Here is a 15,382-nt window from a genome sequence, read left to right as displayed (position 1 = left end):
CTTCATTGCTCGATGCCGGTGGCCGTGATCAGCGCCGGGTAGTGCCGCAGGCCCAAGCGCTCGGCCAAGTCGTCACCGGACACGGGCGCGAGGGGGACGCCGGGTGCCAGTGCGCGCAGCCGCTCCAGGCCCTGGACGGTCTCGACGTTGACCACCAGACCGACCGCGCCGCGCTCGCGCAATGAGGCTGCATGGCGGCGCAACCAGGCCTGGGAAGCCTCGTCGTCGCCCACGACCACAAAGGGACGCAGGCCCGGCGCCTCGATCACCCGCCGCGCGACGGTGCCGGACGTGAGCTTGGCGCTACGCACCGGCAGCATCGCGGCCTCGTCCGCCGGTGTGGCAGGGATCTGAGGCGCCGGGACGGGCGACCGGGCCGGAGCGTTGGCGCGCGGCTGAAGGTTCAGGGCTTCGTAGTACGGCAGCGCCGACGTGCCGCCACGGTCTTCGACCACGATCAGCGGCTCGCCGGCACGCGAGGCCAGCGGCAGACCAGCCAGCAGCACGAGCAGGCCTTTCGCCGCGAGATGGGCCAGATGGGATTTCGTCATGGGGAGGTCTCCTGGCGCGCGGCGAGGACCGCGGCGGTTGGGTGCGTGCCCTGCACGCGCGCGAGGTGGCGGGACACGCTGCGGCGATAGCGGGCAGCGGGCTCACCGCCCGCCGGACGGTGGTAGCGGCCGATCGCCAGCAACCAGTCCTCACCGGCGGTGTGCTGCTCCTTCAGAATCTCGGCAGCGATGGCGAGGTTGCGGTACGGGTCGAGCAAGTCGCACGCGCTGGCGTAACGCTGCTGTTGGTAGCCGAGGTTGATCTGACCCAGGCCCACGTCGATGCGCGTGTGCGGCGTGGAGCGCATCGCCTGCTGCAAACCGGCGCAGGCGTCGGCGCGGGTCGCGTAGCGGCGCGACTGGCCGGCGACGTTGAGGGACCAAGGCCACGGGACGATGCGTCCGTTACGCCGGATGCCGCTCTCCTGCAAGGCCACGGCGTAGAGCACCGCCGAGGGAATGCCCGCGCGCTGGGCGGCAAGCTGGTAGGCCGGTGGTGGAATTTCCTGGGCCCGGGCGGCGCAGACGCAGAGGCCAGCAGCGAGCACCAGTGCGCGCAACGGCGCCGTCAGGGTTGGCGCTGCCATTGGCCGTTCACCTCGCGCACGACCGCTGGGAGATCGCCGGGCAGGCCCAGCGACAGCCAGCGGCCGCCGTCATGGTTGAGCGTGATGCTGCCGCTGCGCACCCGTGCCGGGTCGATCTGCGCGCGCTTGGCCCAGTCGCGGATGCGCGCGTCGTCCTGGCGGCTGCCGACCATGTACAGGTCGAACTCAGTACCCGAGGATTGCAGGCGCTGCACGAGTTGCCCGCAGGCCACGCAGCCGTCCTTGACGAACACCGCCATACGGCCGCTGCTGCGCACTGCGCCGGGCTTGTCGTCAGGCAGGTTCACCCGTTGCATGCCGGGGTTCAGGCGCTGCCAGGCATCGTCGTAGGCGCGCTGGTAGGCGAGCAATTTCTCGACGCGGCGTGCTTCGACCTGCACCTGCAGTTCTGCGTAGCGCCGCCGTTCTTCATCGGTGCGGGCCTCGATGCCCAGCGCGGACAGCGGGTCCAGGTTGGGCGAGTAGATGCCCAATGGCCCGTCCATCAGCTCACGATAGCGCGCCCATTCCTGCGGTTGCAGGCCCCACTCACTTGCTACCTGGTCGTTCGGGGTTCGGGCGACCAGCGGACGCTCCTGGCTCTGCGCATTGCGGGCCGGGGCGGCGGACGGCTGCTGCGCCCAGGCGGGCAACTGGGTGGATGCCAACAGGAACGCGGAAAGGACGATCGACGGCTTCATGCGGTGTGCTCCGGTCAGGGAATCGCCACGCGACGGGTCTGGTCGCCGGACTGGAACACGGCGGTGTTTCCCTCGACCGCCTGCAAGCGCCACGGGCCGAGCGCATCACCTGGCAGCAGCACCTGAAGCTGGTCGGGCGTGAAGTCCGCGCTGCTCGGCGCGACGGATACGCTGCGCTGGCCAGCGCGCAATTCGGCGCCGACGACGCGGAACGGCATCGGCGGCGGTTCGGGCTTGGCGGCGGCCTTGCCCGATGCGCGCGGTCGTGCGGGTGCTGCGGCGCGCGGAGCGGGCGCAGCGGTCTGGCGCGCCTTGATCTGCTCAACTTCCACGCGCAGCGCCTGAAGGTCGTCGGCAGCGGCATAGCTGCTGAGCGTTTTCTCAACCTGGGCAGCGCGTGCTTCCAGGATTTGTCGGGTGTCTTTGAGGTCTGCCGCCGTTGCGACGGCCGGACGCTGCTGGATGGCCTCGATGGTCTCGGCCAGGCCCGCCGCCTGCGCTTCCAGGCGTTGCAGGCGGGAAGCGAGCTGTTCCTGGTCGGCCTGGTCGTTCATGGTCTGGTAGCCCAAGGCTACGAAGATGCTGAGGCCGATCAGCCAGAGCCACATAAGGCTCTGCACCACCACCGCAGCGGCCGGGCGCCGGGCAGACTGCGGGGCGGTCATGGCTGGCCTCCCGAAACAGAAGGCTCCAGCGGGAACGTCTGCACCGCCTCGGCGGCGGGTGACTCGGATGCGGGTTCGATGGCCGCGCTGTCGGCAGGCCGTTCGAAGCAAATCTGCCGTGCGCGATCATCCACGTGCAGTTCCCAGGCGGGGCCAGCCAGTGTGAGCAGCGCATCGCGCAAGGTCATGGGGCCGAGGTGCAAGTGCGCCGCCGGCAGCGGCAGCGCGTACAGCTCGATCACCGCGTGCGCCGTCTGGCATAGGCTGTAACCGCTGCGCTTGAGCACATGCCGCAGCCCATCGCCGACGGTGGCACGGGCATCTTCGGGCATGGACACGTCGATGGTCTGCAACAGCAGGTCCCGCTGCGCCGCCGTGGGTGCCAGCTCGACCAGCGTGTAGCGACCGTAGCGCACGACGGGGATGTACTCGGGCGCCTCGGATTCCGGCGCGGCCAAGACTTCCTCGAAGGCATCGGGCGGGGGCGGCGCAGTCGTCGTCGCGCAGCCAGCAGCCAGCACCGACCAGAGCAGGCCGAGGACTCCCGCCAGCAGGCGGCGTTCGGGATGGTGAAACCAAGGTGGAGAGGGGCACATAAGCTCGGCGTCCTGAAACATCGAGCCCTCACCATCGCCTCTCGGGCCACGAGCGGCAGCAAACAATGCGAACCAGGCAGCGCCCGATTTACCGACAGCCTCCCTCCAAAGAAAAAGGCCCCCGAAGGGGCCAGTGAAAACGCACATCGAGCGCGCTGAATCAATCCCGAGCCAGCTTCAGACCGGGATCGACCTGTGCCAGTTGGGTGTGCGACCAGCAGCGCACGAACTGGCCGTTCTCGCCGAGCGGCCGGTTCGCAACCGCCACCGAATACTCTTCGGTGTCGCTGGTGTCGTAGCAGATGACCTTGATCTCGCCGCTGTCGCAGCGGATGGAGTGGATCTGGCCGTCGGTCATATCGACCACGACAACCTGCGGAACAAGACCCAGTTCGCGGGCGGCCGACAGGATGGGGCCATATTCGGCAGCGTCGAAGCAGACGAACGGCCCCTCGTAGTGGGCTTCTTTGGCGAAGTCCTTGGCCTTGTCGTAGTGGATACCCAGGTCGTATTCCTCCTGGGTGATCCTGACCTTGAAGACCGGCACGTCGGGGCTGCCGGAGGCACCGATGCAGGCGACCGCGACTTGCATCTCGATCTCACCGCCGTCGGCAGGTTCGGTCGAGGGGATGACGGCTCGGCCCGTGAGGGCGTCGTCGTCCATGCCCATGCGCTCGCGCATCTCGTCGGTGAATGCCTCGGGGGCCATCAGGCCATAGCGTGCCAGGCGCATGGGAATGTCCTCGGCACCGAGGTTGCCGTCCTCGATGCGCTGTTGCATGAAAGCGGCGATCTCGGCTTCCAGGGTTTCGCGGTCGGCAGCCGAAGGCACCTCGGATACATCGATCGACCAGGCGTCCACTTCCACGGCGGTCTCGTCGGTCAGCAAACCCTCGCCGATGGCGCGTTCGCACATGCGTTCCAGCCGAGCCAGCACTTCAGGCGCGGCCTCGCCGTTGAGCAGATAGGTCACGTCTAGCGTCAGGCGAGCATTGACGGTTTCGGGCGTGGCTTGGATATGGGTGTTCATGAAACTCTCCTTGGGATAGGAAAAGCGCAGCCACGTCCACGGAGACCGTGGGCGTGGCTGCAAGTTGGGAATAACAAGAAACCGGCGGCGCTAGGCCGGCGTTGGCGTGGGGATCAGGCGGCGACTAGTTGCCGGGCCAGTGCGACCTCGACGGAATCACCGTCTTGGTTGAGCACATCCAGCCCGGATTCGGGCACGTCGCCCGAGGTGGACTGCGAGACCATGATCTTCTTGGCCATCAGTTCAAGGCAGGTCATCTGCGAGGAACCGGCGTAGCCGAGGTAGATCACGCGCACGTGCAGTTTCTGCCCGATGCGCCATGAGCGGCGTGCCGCCTGCTGGAGCGAATACACGTTGTAGCCCGACTGCATGAACACGATCGTCGGAAACTCCAACAGGTCCAGTCCCGTTTTCACAAGCTCGGGGTTGGTGATGAGCACGTCGATGCCACGGTCCAACTGCTCGGCGATCCAGTCCTCGCGGCGGCTGGCGTCCACGCTCGCGCGTAGCACCGCGACCTTGAAGCCTTCCTGCTCCAGCAGCATCTTCAGACGCGACGTGGTGTCGCGTGTGCCGGTATAGACCGTGTAGGCCAAGACCTTCCGGCCCTGCGCCTTCTCTTCCTTGCAGATGTCGATCAGCTCGCGCTCTTTCGGCGTCACCTCGAACTCGTTGAACTGAGCCGGGACGAACGCCAAGGTGTTGCGCGTGCGCGGATGCACCACGGTCTCCGACCTGAAGCAGCAGTCCGGCCAGGCCAGCAGCACGTTGAGCACCACACCCAGCAGCGTCGTGTCGCGTCGCGCCAGAGCCTGTTTCAGCTCCGCGGTCAGCCGACCCGCCAGGTCACGGTAGGCCGCGGCTTGCGCCACGTCCATCTGGACTTCACGAAACTGTTCGTCATACGGCGGCAGGACGTTGCCACCGATGTCCTTGAGCTTGAGGAAAATCGTGAACGGCAGGATGCACCGCAAGACCCCTTTCGGCCCGAAGCCGGGAGCCTTGACCGTGCGCACCGATACCTTGGTGCCCCTGGCCGTCTTGTGCGCCGTGCCGGCGCTTTCGGAGTAAATGTCCTTGAGGACCCCGTGGTCCCTCATGAACGCCATCGCGGCCGAGGTCATGCTCCCGCTCGTGGTCGGGCGGTAGCCGTCTTCGATCATCCGCCCAGGCAAGGCGCGGAACAGCAGATAGAAAAGATCGTCCCCGTATCCGCCCATCAGCGTGCCGGTCAGCAGCAAGGTCTTGCGAGCCTTCGCCGCCAGCACGCCCATGGCCTGGCCTTGGGCGCTACCGCCGTTCTTGTACTCGTGCGCCTCGTCGGCGATGAGCAGGTCGAACGTGCCTTGTGGCAGGTAGCGCTTGATGAACTCGGACGGCTGGTAGCCACCCTCACCGAATCCAAACTCCATGTTGGCCATCGCACGTTCCATGCGCGTGGCCTGACGATCGGAAAAAACCAGCTCGCCGTTGCCATCCATGAGGTTGATGAACTCGTGGATGTTGTCGCCCAGCATCGACGCCAGGAACCCGTCGCCGAACTTCTGCATCAGCTTCTGCGCGGTGACTTCCCCGATGGTCGGGATGCGCTTGAGGGCTTTCAGCACTGCCGAGGACTGGTCGCTGCCGGACAGGCTGCGCGGGCGGATCAGCGTCCACAGGGGCGCGGCGCAATGGCTGCACTTCCTGCGGTATTCCTCGGCTTGGAGCGCCACCGGGTTGACCGGCTCGCCGTCGAGGTCGGTGATGACCGTACCGCAGTCAGGGCACGCTGCCACGTCGCCATGGCGAGTGCGCCGCGTGGTGAAGACAGGCTTCCAGTGGAATCCCATCCGCATCCTGACGCGCCCCAGGACAAAGAACTCCTGGCCCGTGGGCTGCACACCCATCTGCTCGCGCAGCTTGATGAGCTTGACCAGCGTGTCCGGGCCGTTGAGCACCCAGACCTTGGCGCCTGCCACCGTCTCTTGGATCTCGCGCCGCCACTTGTAAACCAAATGAGGTGGCGAAAGAACTAAGGTTCGGCGGTAGCCTTCGGCGTTGAGGACGGCGGCCGTGGCGATGCCGACGGTCGTCTTGCCGCAGCCCATTTCGCCATTGACGATCGCGGCGCGCTCGCCACGGTCGATCAGCAGCTCGGCGGCGGCATGGACGACTTCGGCCTGGGCCTGGAACAGCTTGCGCTTGAGGCTGGCGACGATGAGTTGCCGGTGCGCCTGCGGCTCGCCGGAATAGACCGGCGGGTTGGCGCTGTTGAGGGCGTCGAGCAGTTCGTCGCCGAACTCACCGACGAAATCCTGAAGGCTCAGGGTCAGTGGGGAAGATTCCGCGTCGAGCAGTTCGCCCTGTACGGACGTGGCTTCGGCGGTGGTGGTTTCGAGATCGAGGGACATGGTGATGCTCCAAAGAAAATGGGGCATGCACCACCCCCGACGGGGCGATGGCATGCCCCGTGGTGGGAAAAAAGACGGCGAACCGTCGGTGAAAAGCGATCAGCGGATGGTCAACACCTCGCCCCGCGTAGCGGAGCTAGGCGTCATGTCCCACGCGCGGATGACAGGCACGAACTTGTCGGTGAGGATGCGGGTCTCGGCGATGGAGCCGTCTTCGCGTTCGGTGAATTCCCGCTGGAGCGTCTTGTCCTTGTGGGTGTCACCTTTGACGACGAGCACGCGCCCGGTCTTGGAGCGCACAACCCCCGAGATCGCGCCCGCGGCCAGAGCCAGGGCGAGATGCCAGTGGGACAAGGCACGCGCCGGTGGACGCAGCGATTGCTGCGCGGCCCCCAGGTGCGTGTCCAGCGACGGCCAGAGGCCTTGCAGCCGACCAACCTCATCGGCGAACTGCTCCGGCTCCATCGTCACGCGGAAGAAATGCTCCGGCTCGGCCGGACTGGCGGGGACGATGTACGGCAGGAACGGCCAATCGCTCGGCAGTTCCTCGGCTTCGACTTCGCCAAGCCCAACCTGCAGCAGCAGATTGCGCACGGCCTTGACGCCATCGGGTGCCTGCTCGCGCTGACGCACCCTGCGACCGAAGATCACCACCTGCTTGAACTGCGTTTCCACCGCTCGGTAGATCCGCAGGTCGGTGTAGTGGCGCGTCAGCCAGCCGACCAGCTCCGCGTCGAGCACGTAGCCGGGGACGATGAAGACCAGCACGCCGCCGTACTGCAACAGCGACAGGCTGCGCTGATAGAACAGTTTTTCGAGGCGGGCACGGCCCTGTCCCTGATAACCGATATTGCCGTTGACGTCCTTGGACAGGTCGCCATACGGTGGGTTGAGCCAGAGCAGCCCGAACGACTGCTTGGAGATCATCGCGTCCATGAGGTCCGCATGCAGGCAATGATCGACCAGGCCGCGGGCATGGCGTGCCCGCTCGGCGTCGAACTCGACCGCGAACGCCTTTACCTGCTCGCGCCCGAGGGCATGAGCAGCTTCGGCGATCGCCACGCCTTCGCCTGCGCAGGGATCGAGGATGCACATCGACCCGTCGCTGGGCATCAGTGCGTTGAGGGCTCTTTCGAGCGTGGGTTCATCCGTGGGGAAGTATCCGTTTTTCACGAAATTGCGGGCGAGCCGCGGGAACATGAGGGCCATGGAAGTCTCCTGGTTGGCGGGGATGAAAGGCGGAAGCACGCAGAGGCGTGCTTCCGCGGGTGGGTCAAGCCGCTACCGCTTCCGGCGTCCAAATCTTGGCCGGATAGGGATAGGCGGTGAGTACGTCACTGCGGATCAAGGTGCCCAGCGCCAGGGTCAGCGCCGGCACGTCGATGGCGAGCCGATGACCTTCCAGTGGCCCGAGGGCGAACGGAAGGCGGGCCAGCATCTCGCGGGTTTGCAGCAGTTCCAGCACGGTCTCGCGCCAGTGATCGAGCAGCGGCAACGGGCAGGTGTCCCGCACCAGCGTCCACATGCGGTCAAGCCGGTGGGCGTTGCCGCGTGGCAGCAGTGCGAGCGCGCTGGCGTTGGCCTTGTCGGGCTTCACGCAGCGGCGATCGAACAGCCACACGTTGGAGAGCGATCCGAACAGCGTTCGTCGGTAGGCGCGAGTCATGCGCTTTTCCAGACGATCGACGTTGCCGATGAACACCGGGACGCTGCCGCCCTGGTCGGTGATGACGTGGAACTGGTCCAGTCCCTGCTCGTCGCGCCCGAGGGTCAGGCGAGCGAGGAACTGCTGGACGGCGGTGTCCCGCGCCCAGATCGAGAGGAAGACGAGGTTGCCTTGGTCATCGCCGACGCAAGCGTCGGCCATCACGTCGGGGCATTCGTCGATGCGGTAAAGCGTGGTGGAAGAAGTGTCTGCGGGCATGGTGGTGTCCTCGGATGAACGGGAACAGCACCGCCCGCTGGGGCAAGTACTGCCCCAAGGGGTGGAAGAAAACCGCTCAGTCCGGCTCGAACTGCCGGGTGTGCGGGTTGAAGTGAAGTGCCTTGTCCACCGCGGTAATCGGCGTGAAGCCGTCCAGGTAGATGTTGTTGAGGTACTGGTCGCGGTAGGTCAGTGCCCGCCGCGCCTGATCCTCGGTGAGGCCGTCGCTGATGAAGTACGCCAGCATTTCCTCGTCGGAAGAAACTTCGTCGTTGGACAGACTCCCTTCGACGAGCTTCAACAACGCGGGCGGGAGCGCAGCCAGGATCGGGTCCATGTCGGTTCCTCCTGGCTCAGACCAACAGCGCTGCGGCGGGTGCCGTGGAAGCCGTCGGTGTGCGCCGCCGCGCGTGGTGGGCGCGAACGCCTGCACGCCATTCGGCGGACTGCTCCGGTGCGAGATCCAGATAAGACAGCGGGCACGAGTAGTAGTACGGGTGCATGGACTCTTCCAGTGGCTTGTAACCCCACTGGCTTCCGCCGCGTTCAAGCAGATCGCAGCGGATGTAGCGCAGGGATTGACCCGGTGCGAGATCACGATGCACGCCTTCGACCTTGGCCGTCACTTCCGCGACGGACCAGAGGACGTTGCCACGCAGCGCGTGGGCGATGACCTTGACGCTGGCGCGCTCGGTCTCTTGCGGTGCGATCAGTTCCGCGATCAGTTCAGATCGCGATTGGGGGGAGAAATACCAGCCCATGAAAGGCCTCCTGAAAAGTGGAGCCGGAGGCCTCCCCGCGGGGGAGAACCCCCAGCGGGTGATGGAATGCCGCGTTAGCAGCGATGAAGTCGCGTGTCAGTACTCAAGATCACCGCAACCGGCCGGGCAGCAATCCCGATCGATGCCGTGCATGCAAATGCCGTTTTCGGCATTCCAGTCCTGAGTCTCCTGCCTTTCGGCGGGTGTTGCGTAGTCCCCGTATTCCTCTGCTATCTGCAGGGCATATGCCTGCTGATGCTCGGGTAACCGATGTACTTGCGCGTCAACTTCTGAACTGAACCGTTCCACGTACCAGTCGTGAGACTGTCCGCAGCCATGGATGGCTTGCTTGGCAGCCGTCTCGCAGACAGCCCGCCACGCGGTTTCATCCAGTGCGGAACGGTGGGTATCTGAAGCGATGTTGGACATGATGGAGACCTCCAAAGAAAAGGCCAGGGTCTCCCCCGCATGGGGAAAGAACCCCGGCGGGTGGATGAAGAACACCGCGGATGCGGCGTCTGCGATCACGCAGGTTGCAGTTCGGCCTGGCGGCTCCACTCCTGGGTCTTGAAGTCCAGCGCGTAGCCAAGTTCGCCCAGGCGAACGATCTGCGCGCGCAGGGTGCGGCGGTCGATGGTCGAATCCAGCTTTACGGATTCTCCCAGCGGCCACAGCAGGCCGAACAGTGCAGCGTCGCCATCTTCGGTGCTGCCGGGGGCAGCAGCCGCAGCGGGTGTCGGCGCATCCACACCGAAGGGCGTGGTATCGACCAGCGGGTCCGCAGACGCCAGCACGGGTGCGGGCTTGGCGGGCCTGGATGTTTTGGCAGGTTTGGCCGGCGTTGCCGCAGGCTGCGTCCCTTGCTCTTCGTCAAGGGGATCGACCTCCTGGGTGGCGAAGCTCCGGGCCTCGTCACGGCTCAGTTTGTCGATGCCGTTGAGCGTCATACCGTCGAGGTTGGCGCGAACTTCAAACCGCGCGCCGCCCGCGACCGGATAGGACTTGGCGAAGATATAGCGAATGACGAATTCCCCGTCGTACTTGCCTTCGGGGTACTGCTCCAGCTCCGCGTCCTTGACGGCGAACTCGCCGATGGGGGTGGTCAGACGACCGACCGTGAACGGGCCGTTCTTGCCGCGGATGGTCCGCAACGTGAGCTGGCCCGGGACGACGATGGGCAGGACTGATCTCGTAGGTGCCGATGTGGCTGCCATGATGGTTCTCCTTGGGAAATAGGAAAAAGGCAAGGCCCCGTGAGGGGCCATGCCGGATCAGAACGAAGCAGCCAGTTCCGGCTCCTGCTCCTCGGCTTCACCTTCCGGCTCGCGCTCGGCGGGTTCGGCAGATTGGTCGGCAGCGATTTCGGCGGCAACCTCGGCTTCGGGCGCGGGTGCGTCCTCGGCCTGCGGCGCCTCGGCTTGCGCCTGGCTCGTCGGATAGACCTGGGTGCCGTCGATCTTGATGAGACCGATGTGGACCAGCGTCGATTCAAGGCTCGCTCCCGGTTCCCCGGCGCGCTCGCCTTTGGTGCGGATGTACGGATCGATCTTCATGTCGTTCAGACGGAAGGCGATCAGCACCTTGCGGTCCCCTTCGATGGCCTGCACGCACCGGCGAACCAGGTGCTCGGCTTCAGGGGTAGCGACGATGGTGTCGAAGTACCGATATTCCGGTTCACCGACAGGCCCGGCCAGCGCCGCGACGCTGCACGACAGGAACGGATCGCCATCCTTGCGGGTGACGTCCTTCGGACGGCTGAGGTAGCCGATGCCGCGGGTGATCAGCTCGTGCTGCTTGATCGAAGCCAGTTCGGCCCGGTCGAGCGGCTCGGCCTTGAGCAGTCGCGCCTTGAGGGACGCGGCGGCCTGGCCCTTGTGCTCACCCTTGTCGCGGATGTACGCATCGCCCCACAGGTCGCCGAGGCGGAAGCGCACCAGCGGGCGCTGCTTGGGATCGTCAACGCCGATGTAGCGCTGGACCAGTTTCTTGGCCTCGGCACCCGAGACCTTGACGTCGAAGTAGCGGTAACTGGGATCCTTGGCGGAACCGACCAGTGCGGCGATGGTGCATGCCAGGAAGGGCTGCGCACGGCGGCCGCCCCGGACAGGCACTTCGCGGGCACGTTGGATGTAGCCGATGCCCGAGGTGTGAAGGTCGAAGTATGATTTCTCGTTGGAAGTGGTGTTCATGGTGAATCTCCATTGGAAGAAGCGGAGACACACCAGGCCCACGCATGCGGGGAAGGTGCGTAACCCCGCGGTGGGTTGATAAGGCGAAAGCATCCGCCACCAGAGACTGGTGGCCGCTCGCGGACGGATGCGGTGCGAGCTGGCTCGGTCACGCAGTGGGAACTGCGCCGCAACCTCGATGACCGATGGTTGCCTGGCATGTCGCTGACAACGTCAGCAGGCATGGGGGCAGCATGGCCGGGCTCCGCGCGCGCGACAGCAATCAATCGGCACCCAGACGTTTCCCTTTGTCCACGCCGCCCGATGCCTGCCACAGGCACTTGGGGCCGCGCAGGTGGTCGGGGGTGTCGGCGCGGGGACGGCTGGGACGGCTCCAAGCGCCGCCGCCGCGCGTGCCGACCAGCCGCCAGCCGGCGGCGCGCAGGCTGGCACCACCTTCCTCGGGCAAGGTATAGGTGATCAGCCGCGTGTAGCCGAGGGCCTTGGCCGCCTTCCAAGCGGCGCCATAGAGCTTGCTGCAGGCGTTCGGCGCACCGTCGGTACATAGCCTCGTTACTTCGAGGGTCCAGCCGTCGTCCAAGTGCCGCGCGACCGGGCGACCGACGATGGCCACACCGCAGATGCAATCGCTGCCGCGCGGGGCAACGGCCAGGGCGAACTTCGCCCCTTGGACCGGGCGGTGGTGGCGGTGGTGGTCCTGTACAAAGCCATTAGCGACCCGTAGCGACACGGGCAGGAGTTGCAGCCGTGGCGCGATCAATGGCCTGTCCATGCGCATCAGTCGCCGCAGAAGCAGGCAATGGCTTCCTCGGCGCCATCGAACAGATCGCCCTGGTCGGCAGCGAAGCGCGCCAGATCGGCATAGCTGGGGCCATCGGCGCGGAACCGGGCGCCGCTGGGCTTGCTCGCGAGGTTCAGGGATTCCATGCGAATCCACCACACGGCGGCCTCGGGCCGGGCCTTGATAAGGGCCAGGCGCTGCCCACGCGGCTTGAGGAAACACAGGTCGCAGTTGCCTTCGAGCGTGCGTCCGTTCACCGTCAGCAGGTCGAGGTCGAACGGCTGCGCCTGCCAGAACGCGCTCACGTCGCGCACGGTGACGCCGGCATCCGCCAGCGGCATGCACATGGTCTCGTGGGTCGATTCGGTGGAGTGGCCGCGCGCACGAATCTTGGAGACGCGTCGCTGCTCGTCGGCGCGGATGCCGATCATCTGGTCCCAGTCCGTCCATCCCTGATGCCGCAGGAAGCGGTGCATCGGGCGAATCTTCAGGCTGGTCGTGCAGCCCCGCGCAACGGGATTGGGCAGGTACTGGCGTTTGCGGATCAGCGCCTCGAACGGCTCACCCTGGCGGCTGGCCCGATCGAAGTCGATCAGAGCGAAGCCCGGTTCCATGGGCACGTATTCGAGCCAGCGGATCGGCACCTGCCAGTGCTCGGCGCAATCGCGCACAAAGCGCAAGGTCGCTTCGACTTCCTTGCCCGTGTTGGCGAAGCAGACCTCGGTATCGGCAGGCAGGCCGCCATTGGTCTGCAGCACGCGCCAGAGCATGTAGGCGCTCGTGCGCCCGCCGCTGAAGCTGATGCAGGTGGGCTGGGTGATCTTGAACGGGTCGTGCATGCGTCGTCTCCAGTGGCATGCCGGCGGGCTGGCCGGCGAGGCAGGCCTTGGCGGCCGGAGACGAGCGCGCACGCGGGGACATAGCCGCTGTGCGGAATCGGCATAGGGGACAGTCATCGTAGACTGCGCCCCTGCCACACCACCCGGCATGCGGGTCCGCACCGGGCGGTTCGAGAGGTTGAGGTCAGGACAGACGGGGTAGACCCAGGCGGTCGAACCATGCCACCGTCAACACGCTGTTGAGCAGTTTGTCGCTGTTGCGCCACCAGCAGCGGCTATTGGCCGCCACCCGCTGCGCCACGGCGGGGCTTGCGCCCAACGCGCGCAACTCCCGGAACATGGTCGGCCCTCGTTTCCACTGCTTGAGCTGGATCGCACGCAGCCGATGACGCAACCCCTCGTCCAGCTCGCGCCAGATCCTCGGTGTTTGCGCCAGTCCGAAGTACGCTTTCCAACCCAGCAGATAAGGTCGCAGCCTTTGCACCACGTCCTGCATGCTGCGCCCGCCCAGGCGCCGGGTCAGTTGCCGCACCCGCTGCTTGAACGTCGCCAGCGGCTTGGCCGCCACCTTGCGCTTGACCGTTCCTCCCCGGGCCACCCACAGGCTGTAGCCCAGGAACTTGCGGCCGAACACACTGGCTACCGCGCTCTTGGCTTCATTGACCTTCAGGCACAACTTGCCGTACAGACGCCGCAGCAAAGCCATCACCCGCGCTCCCGCCCGGCGACTGCGCACATACACGTTGCAGTCGTCGGCATAGCGCACGAAGCAGTGGCCTCGCCGCTCCAAGGCCTTGTCCACCTCATCGAGCAAGACATTGGCCAGCAGCGGCGACAGCGGTCCGCCTTGCGGCGTCCCCTGCCCGCGCTCCTGCACCACGCCATCCCTCATGATCCCGCTGTTCAGATACGCACGCACCAGCCGGATCACCCCGGCGTCATCGATGCGTTTCTGTAGGCGGTCGATCAGGATGTCGTGGTTGACCCGGTCGAAGAACTTCTCCAGGTCCACATCCACCACCACGCGCCGGCCGGACTGCACGTACGCCTGCGCGGCAAGCACCGCGTCCTGCGCACGCCGCCCCGGCCGGAAGCCGTGGCTGTGCTCGCTGAAGCTCGGATCAAGTATCGGTTGCAGTACCTGTAGCAGCGCCTGCTGGATCAGCCGATCCGTCACCGTCGGGATGCCAAGCTCGCGCTCGCCGCCGTCCGGCTTAGGGATCGCTACCCGTCGTACCGGACTCGGCCGGTACGTCCCCCGCAACAGGTGCTCACGGATACCGGGCCAGGCCGTCGCGAGATGGCGTGCCGTTTGGTCGATGTCCAGACCGTCGACGCCCGCTGCGCCTTTATTGGCACGTACCCGTTTGAGCGCCCGTTGCAGGTTCTCTCTCGTCAGCGCTGCCTGCAGCAGCGCCGACCCTGTGTTTTCCGGCTCACGCCGCGGGCCGCAGGCTTCGTCGCTGACGGGTACACGCGCGGCTTCACCGCGCGCTACTCCCGCCCGCCCCGCTTGCGCGGGCATCTGACGCATGGCCTGCCGCATCGACATGTCGGTCTACACTCCCTCTCGTTCGGTCCTTCGCCAGCGGTTTCAGCCTCACCGGCCCAGCCCCTGACTACTACGACCTCGGCTGACTTCTCGCTCCGCCTCTCGACGTCGCCCTTTCAGGCACAAGGCGAGATCTCCCCAGGTAAGAACGCACTCCTTCACTGCACAACCGCCGGATTTACGACACCTCGCCTTGATCACGAGAGCTTCGCGGTTTTCTGCCCGCTCGCCCTGCTCGGCACCGCCTTCTATCCGGTTCTTGTCCATCGGCTCGCAGTTGCGCTCCACGCTTCCTTCCCACACTCGGTCACCCTCATGCAGTTGCGCTTCGCTTCGTTCGCTGTGATCAACTCACGGGAGGACTTGCACCTCCAAGAGTGCGCCCATGCTGGGCGCACGGAAAAAAGCCCCCGGGGAACCGGGGGCTGAGCAGGACGTGCTGCTGCTTTAAACGGGAGGCACGACCTCCAACGACAAGTGGGTGGCGGTGGCCGACAGCATCAGATCGTCCGCTGTGTGCAAGATGCGGGTGAATACGCCGTCCTTCGGGTCGAAGTACTCGGCGAAGTCGTCGCCGCCCAGCTCGCGTTGGGCGAGGAACCACCAGTCATCGAACGGATCGGTATCCGGGTCGCAGCCGACTGCATAGGCCAGCAACTTCTGGCGTCCGTCCGGGCGGCGTTCCCCGCGCTCGGCGAGGATGTACACGCCTTGGTCCTTGACGAGGACGGCTCGGCACTGGTTGGCGATCGCTTCGGTCAACACAGGGCGCAGGTCGGCGCCCTTGAATCGCAGTGACATGGTTGAAATCTC

18 protein-coding genes are annotated in these 15,382 nt (G+C 65.9%); all 18 read right to left on the bottom strand.

Annotation, left to right across the window (positions count from 1 at the left end):
* Nucleotides 1-2 precede the first annotated feature (2 nt).
* Entirely contained in the window at nt 3-551 is a 549-nt protein-coding gene (locus BXE_RS16000) for an integrating conjugative element protein (protein WP_003460312.1), read from the bottom strand.
* Complete coding sequence (locus BXE_RS15995) at nt 548-1,138, bottom strand: transglycosylase SLT domain-containing protein (RefSeq protein WP_011489301.1); 591 nt, start codon at nt 1,136-1,138, stop codon at nt 548-550. Before BXE_RS15995 ends, BXE_RS16000 begins: the two co-directional genes overlap by 4 nt.
* On the bottom strand, nt 1,120-1,839 hold the full coding sequence (locus BXE_RS15990; protein WP_003290214.1) for a TIGR03759 family integrating conjugative element protein: 720 nt from the start codon (nt 1,837-1,839) through the stop codon (nt 1,120-1,122). The genes BXE_RS15995 and BXE_RS15990 overlap by 19 nt, the downstream gene beginning before the upstream one ends.
* Before the next feature lie 14 nt (nt 1,840-1,853).
* On the bottom strand, nt 1,854-2,504 hold the full coding sequence (locus tag BXE_RS15985; RefSeq protein WP_011489300.1) for a hypothetical protein: 651 nt from the start codon (nt 2,502-2,504) through the stop codon (nt 1,854-1,856).
* Nucleotides 2,501-3,100, bottom strand: a complete 600-nt coding sequence (locus BXE_RS15980) for a PilL N-terminal domain-containing protein (protein WP_011489299.1) — start codon at nt 3,098-3,100, stop codon at nt 2,501-2,503. Before BXE_RS15980 ends, BXE_RS15985 begins: the two co-directional genes overlap by 4 nt.
* Nucleotides 3,101-3,260: 160 nt before the next feature.
* Nucleotides 3,261-4,130 carry a hypothetical protein gene (locus BXE_RS15975; protein ID WP_011489298.1) on the bottom strand — a complete coding sequence of 290 codons (870 nt, stop codon included), beginning with the start codon at nt 4,128-4,130 and terminating at the stop codon, nt 3,261-3,263.
* A 113-nt stretch (nt 4,131-4,243) separates the two neighbouring features.
* A complete protein-coding gene (locus BXE_RS15970; protein WP_038457552.1) occupies nt 4,244-6,523 on the bottom strand; it encodes a helicase-related protein in 2,280 nt (759 codons plus the stop codon).
* A 99-nt stretch (nt 6,524-6,622) separates the two neighbouring features.
* Entirely contained in the window at nt 6,623-7,756 is a 1,134-nt protein-coding gene (locus tag BXE_RS15965) for a DUF6094 domain-containing protein (RefSeq protein WP_267886376.1), read from the bottom strand.
* 40 nt (nt 7,757-7,796) lie between these two features.
* On the bottom strand, nt 7,797-8,447 hold the full coding sequence (locus BXE_RS15960; protein WP_011489295.1) for a hypothetical protein: 651 nt from the start codon (nt 8,445-8,447) through the stop codon (nt 7,797-7,799).
* 76 nt (nt 8,448-8,523) lie between these two features.
* On the bottom strand, nt 8,524-8,784 hold the full coding sequence (locus BXE_RS15955) for a hypothetical protein (RefSeq protein WP_011489294.1): 261 nt from the start codon (nt 8,782-8,784) through the stop codon (nt 8,524-8,526).
* Nucleotides 8,785-8,800: 16 nt separating this feature from the next.
* Nucleotides 8,801-9,208: a hypothetical protein gene (locus tag BXE_RS15950; protein WP_003460301.1), complete on the bottom strand. Its 408-nt coding sequence runs from the start codon at nt 9,206-9,208 to the stop codon at nt 8,801-8,803.
* 96 nt (nt 9,209-9,304) lie between these two features.
* Complete coding sequence (locus tag BXE_RS15945) at nt 9,305-9,637, bottom strand: hypothetical protein (RefSeq protein ID WP_003460300.1); 333 nt, start codon at nt 9,635-9,637, stop codon at nt 9,305-9,307.
* A gap of 95 nt (nt 9,638-9,732) precedes the next feature.
* Entirely contained in the window at nt 9,733-10,422 is a 690-nt protein-coding gene (locus BXE_RS15940; protein ID WP_003290199.1) for a DUF3275 family protein, read from the bottom strand.
* 57 nt (nt 10,423-10,479) lie between these two features.
* Entirely contained in the window at nt 10,480-11,397 is a 918-nt protein-coding gene (locus BXE_RS15935) for a DUF3577 domain-containing protein (RefSeq protein ID WP_003290197.1), read from the bottom strand.
* 262 nt (nt 11,398-11,659) lie between these two features.
* Nucleotides 11,660-12,175 carry an XF1762 family protein gene (locus BXE_RS15930; RefSeq protein WP_020207009.1) on the bottom strand — a complete coding sequence of 172 codons (516 nt, stop codon included), beginning with the start codon at nt 12,173-12,175 and terminating at the stop codon, nt 11,660-11,662.
* Nucleotides 12,175-13,017: a phosphoadenosine phosphosulfate reductase family protein gene (locus BXE_RS15925; RefSeq protein WP_011489292.1), complete on the bottom strand. Its 843-nt coding sequence runs from the start codon at nt 13,015-13,017 to the stop codon at nt 12,175-12,177. The genes BXE_RS15930 and BXE_RS15925 overlap by 1 nt, the downstream gene beginning before the upstream one ends.
* Nucleotides 13,018-13,201: 184 nt before the next feature.
* Nucleotides 13,202-14,569 carry a group II intron reverse transcriptase/maturase gene (ltrA, locus tag BXE_RS15920; protein ID WP_011489291.1) on the bottom strand — a complete coding sequence of 456 codons (1,368 nt, stop codon included), beginning with the start codon at nt 14,567-14,569 and terminating at the stop codon, nt 13,202-13,204.
* A gap of 447 nt (nt 14,570-15,016) precedes the next feature.
* Nucleotides 15,017-15,370: a DUF3085 domain-containing protein gene (locus BXE_RS15915; protein ID WP_003290193.1), complete on the bottom strand. Its 354-nt coding sequence runs from the start codon at nt 15,368-15,370 to the stop codon at nt 15,017-15,019.
* Between the last annotated feature and the right edge of the window lie 12 nt (nt 15,371-15,382).

It is taken from the genome of Paraburkholderia xenovorans LB400, assembly GCF_000013645.1.
GTDB classification, from domain to species: Bacteria; Pseudomonadota; Gammaproteobacteria; order Burkholderiales; family Burkholderiaceae; genus Paraburkholderia; species Paraburkholderia xenovorans.
This window is presented reverse-complemented; position numbering and strand designations above follow the sequence as displayed.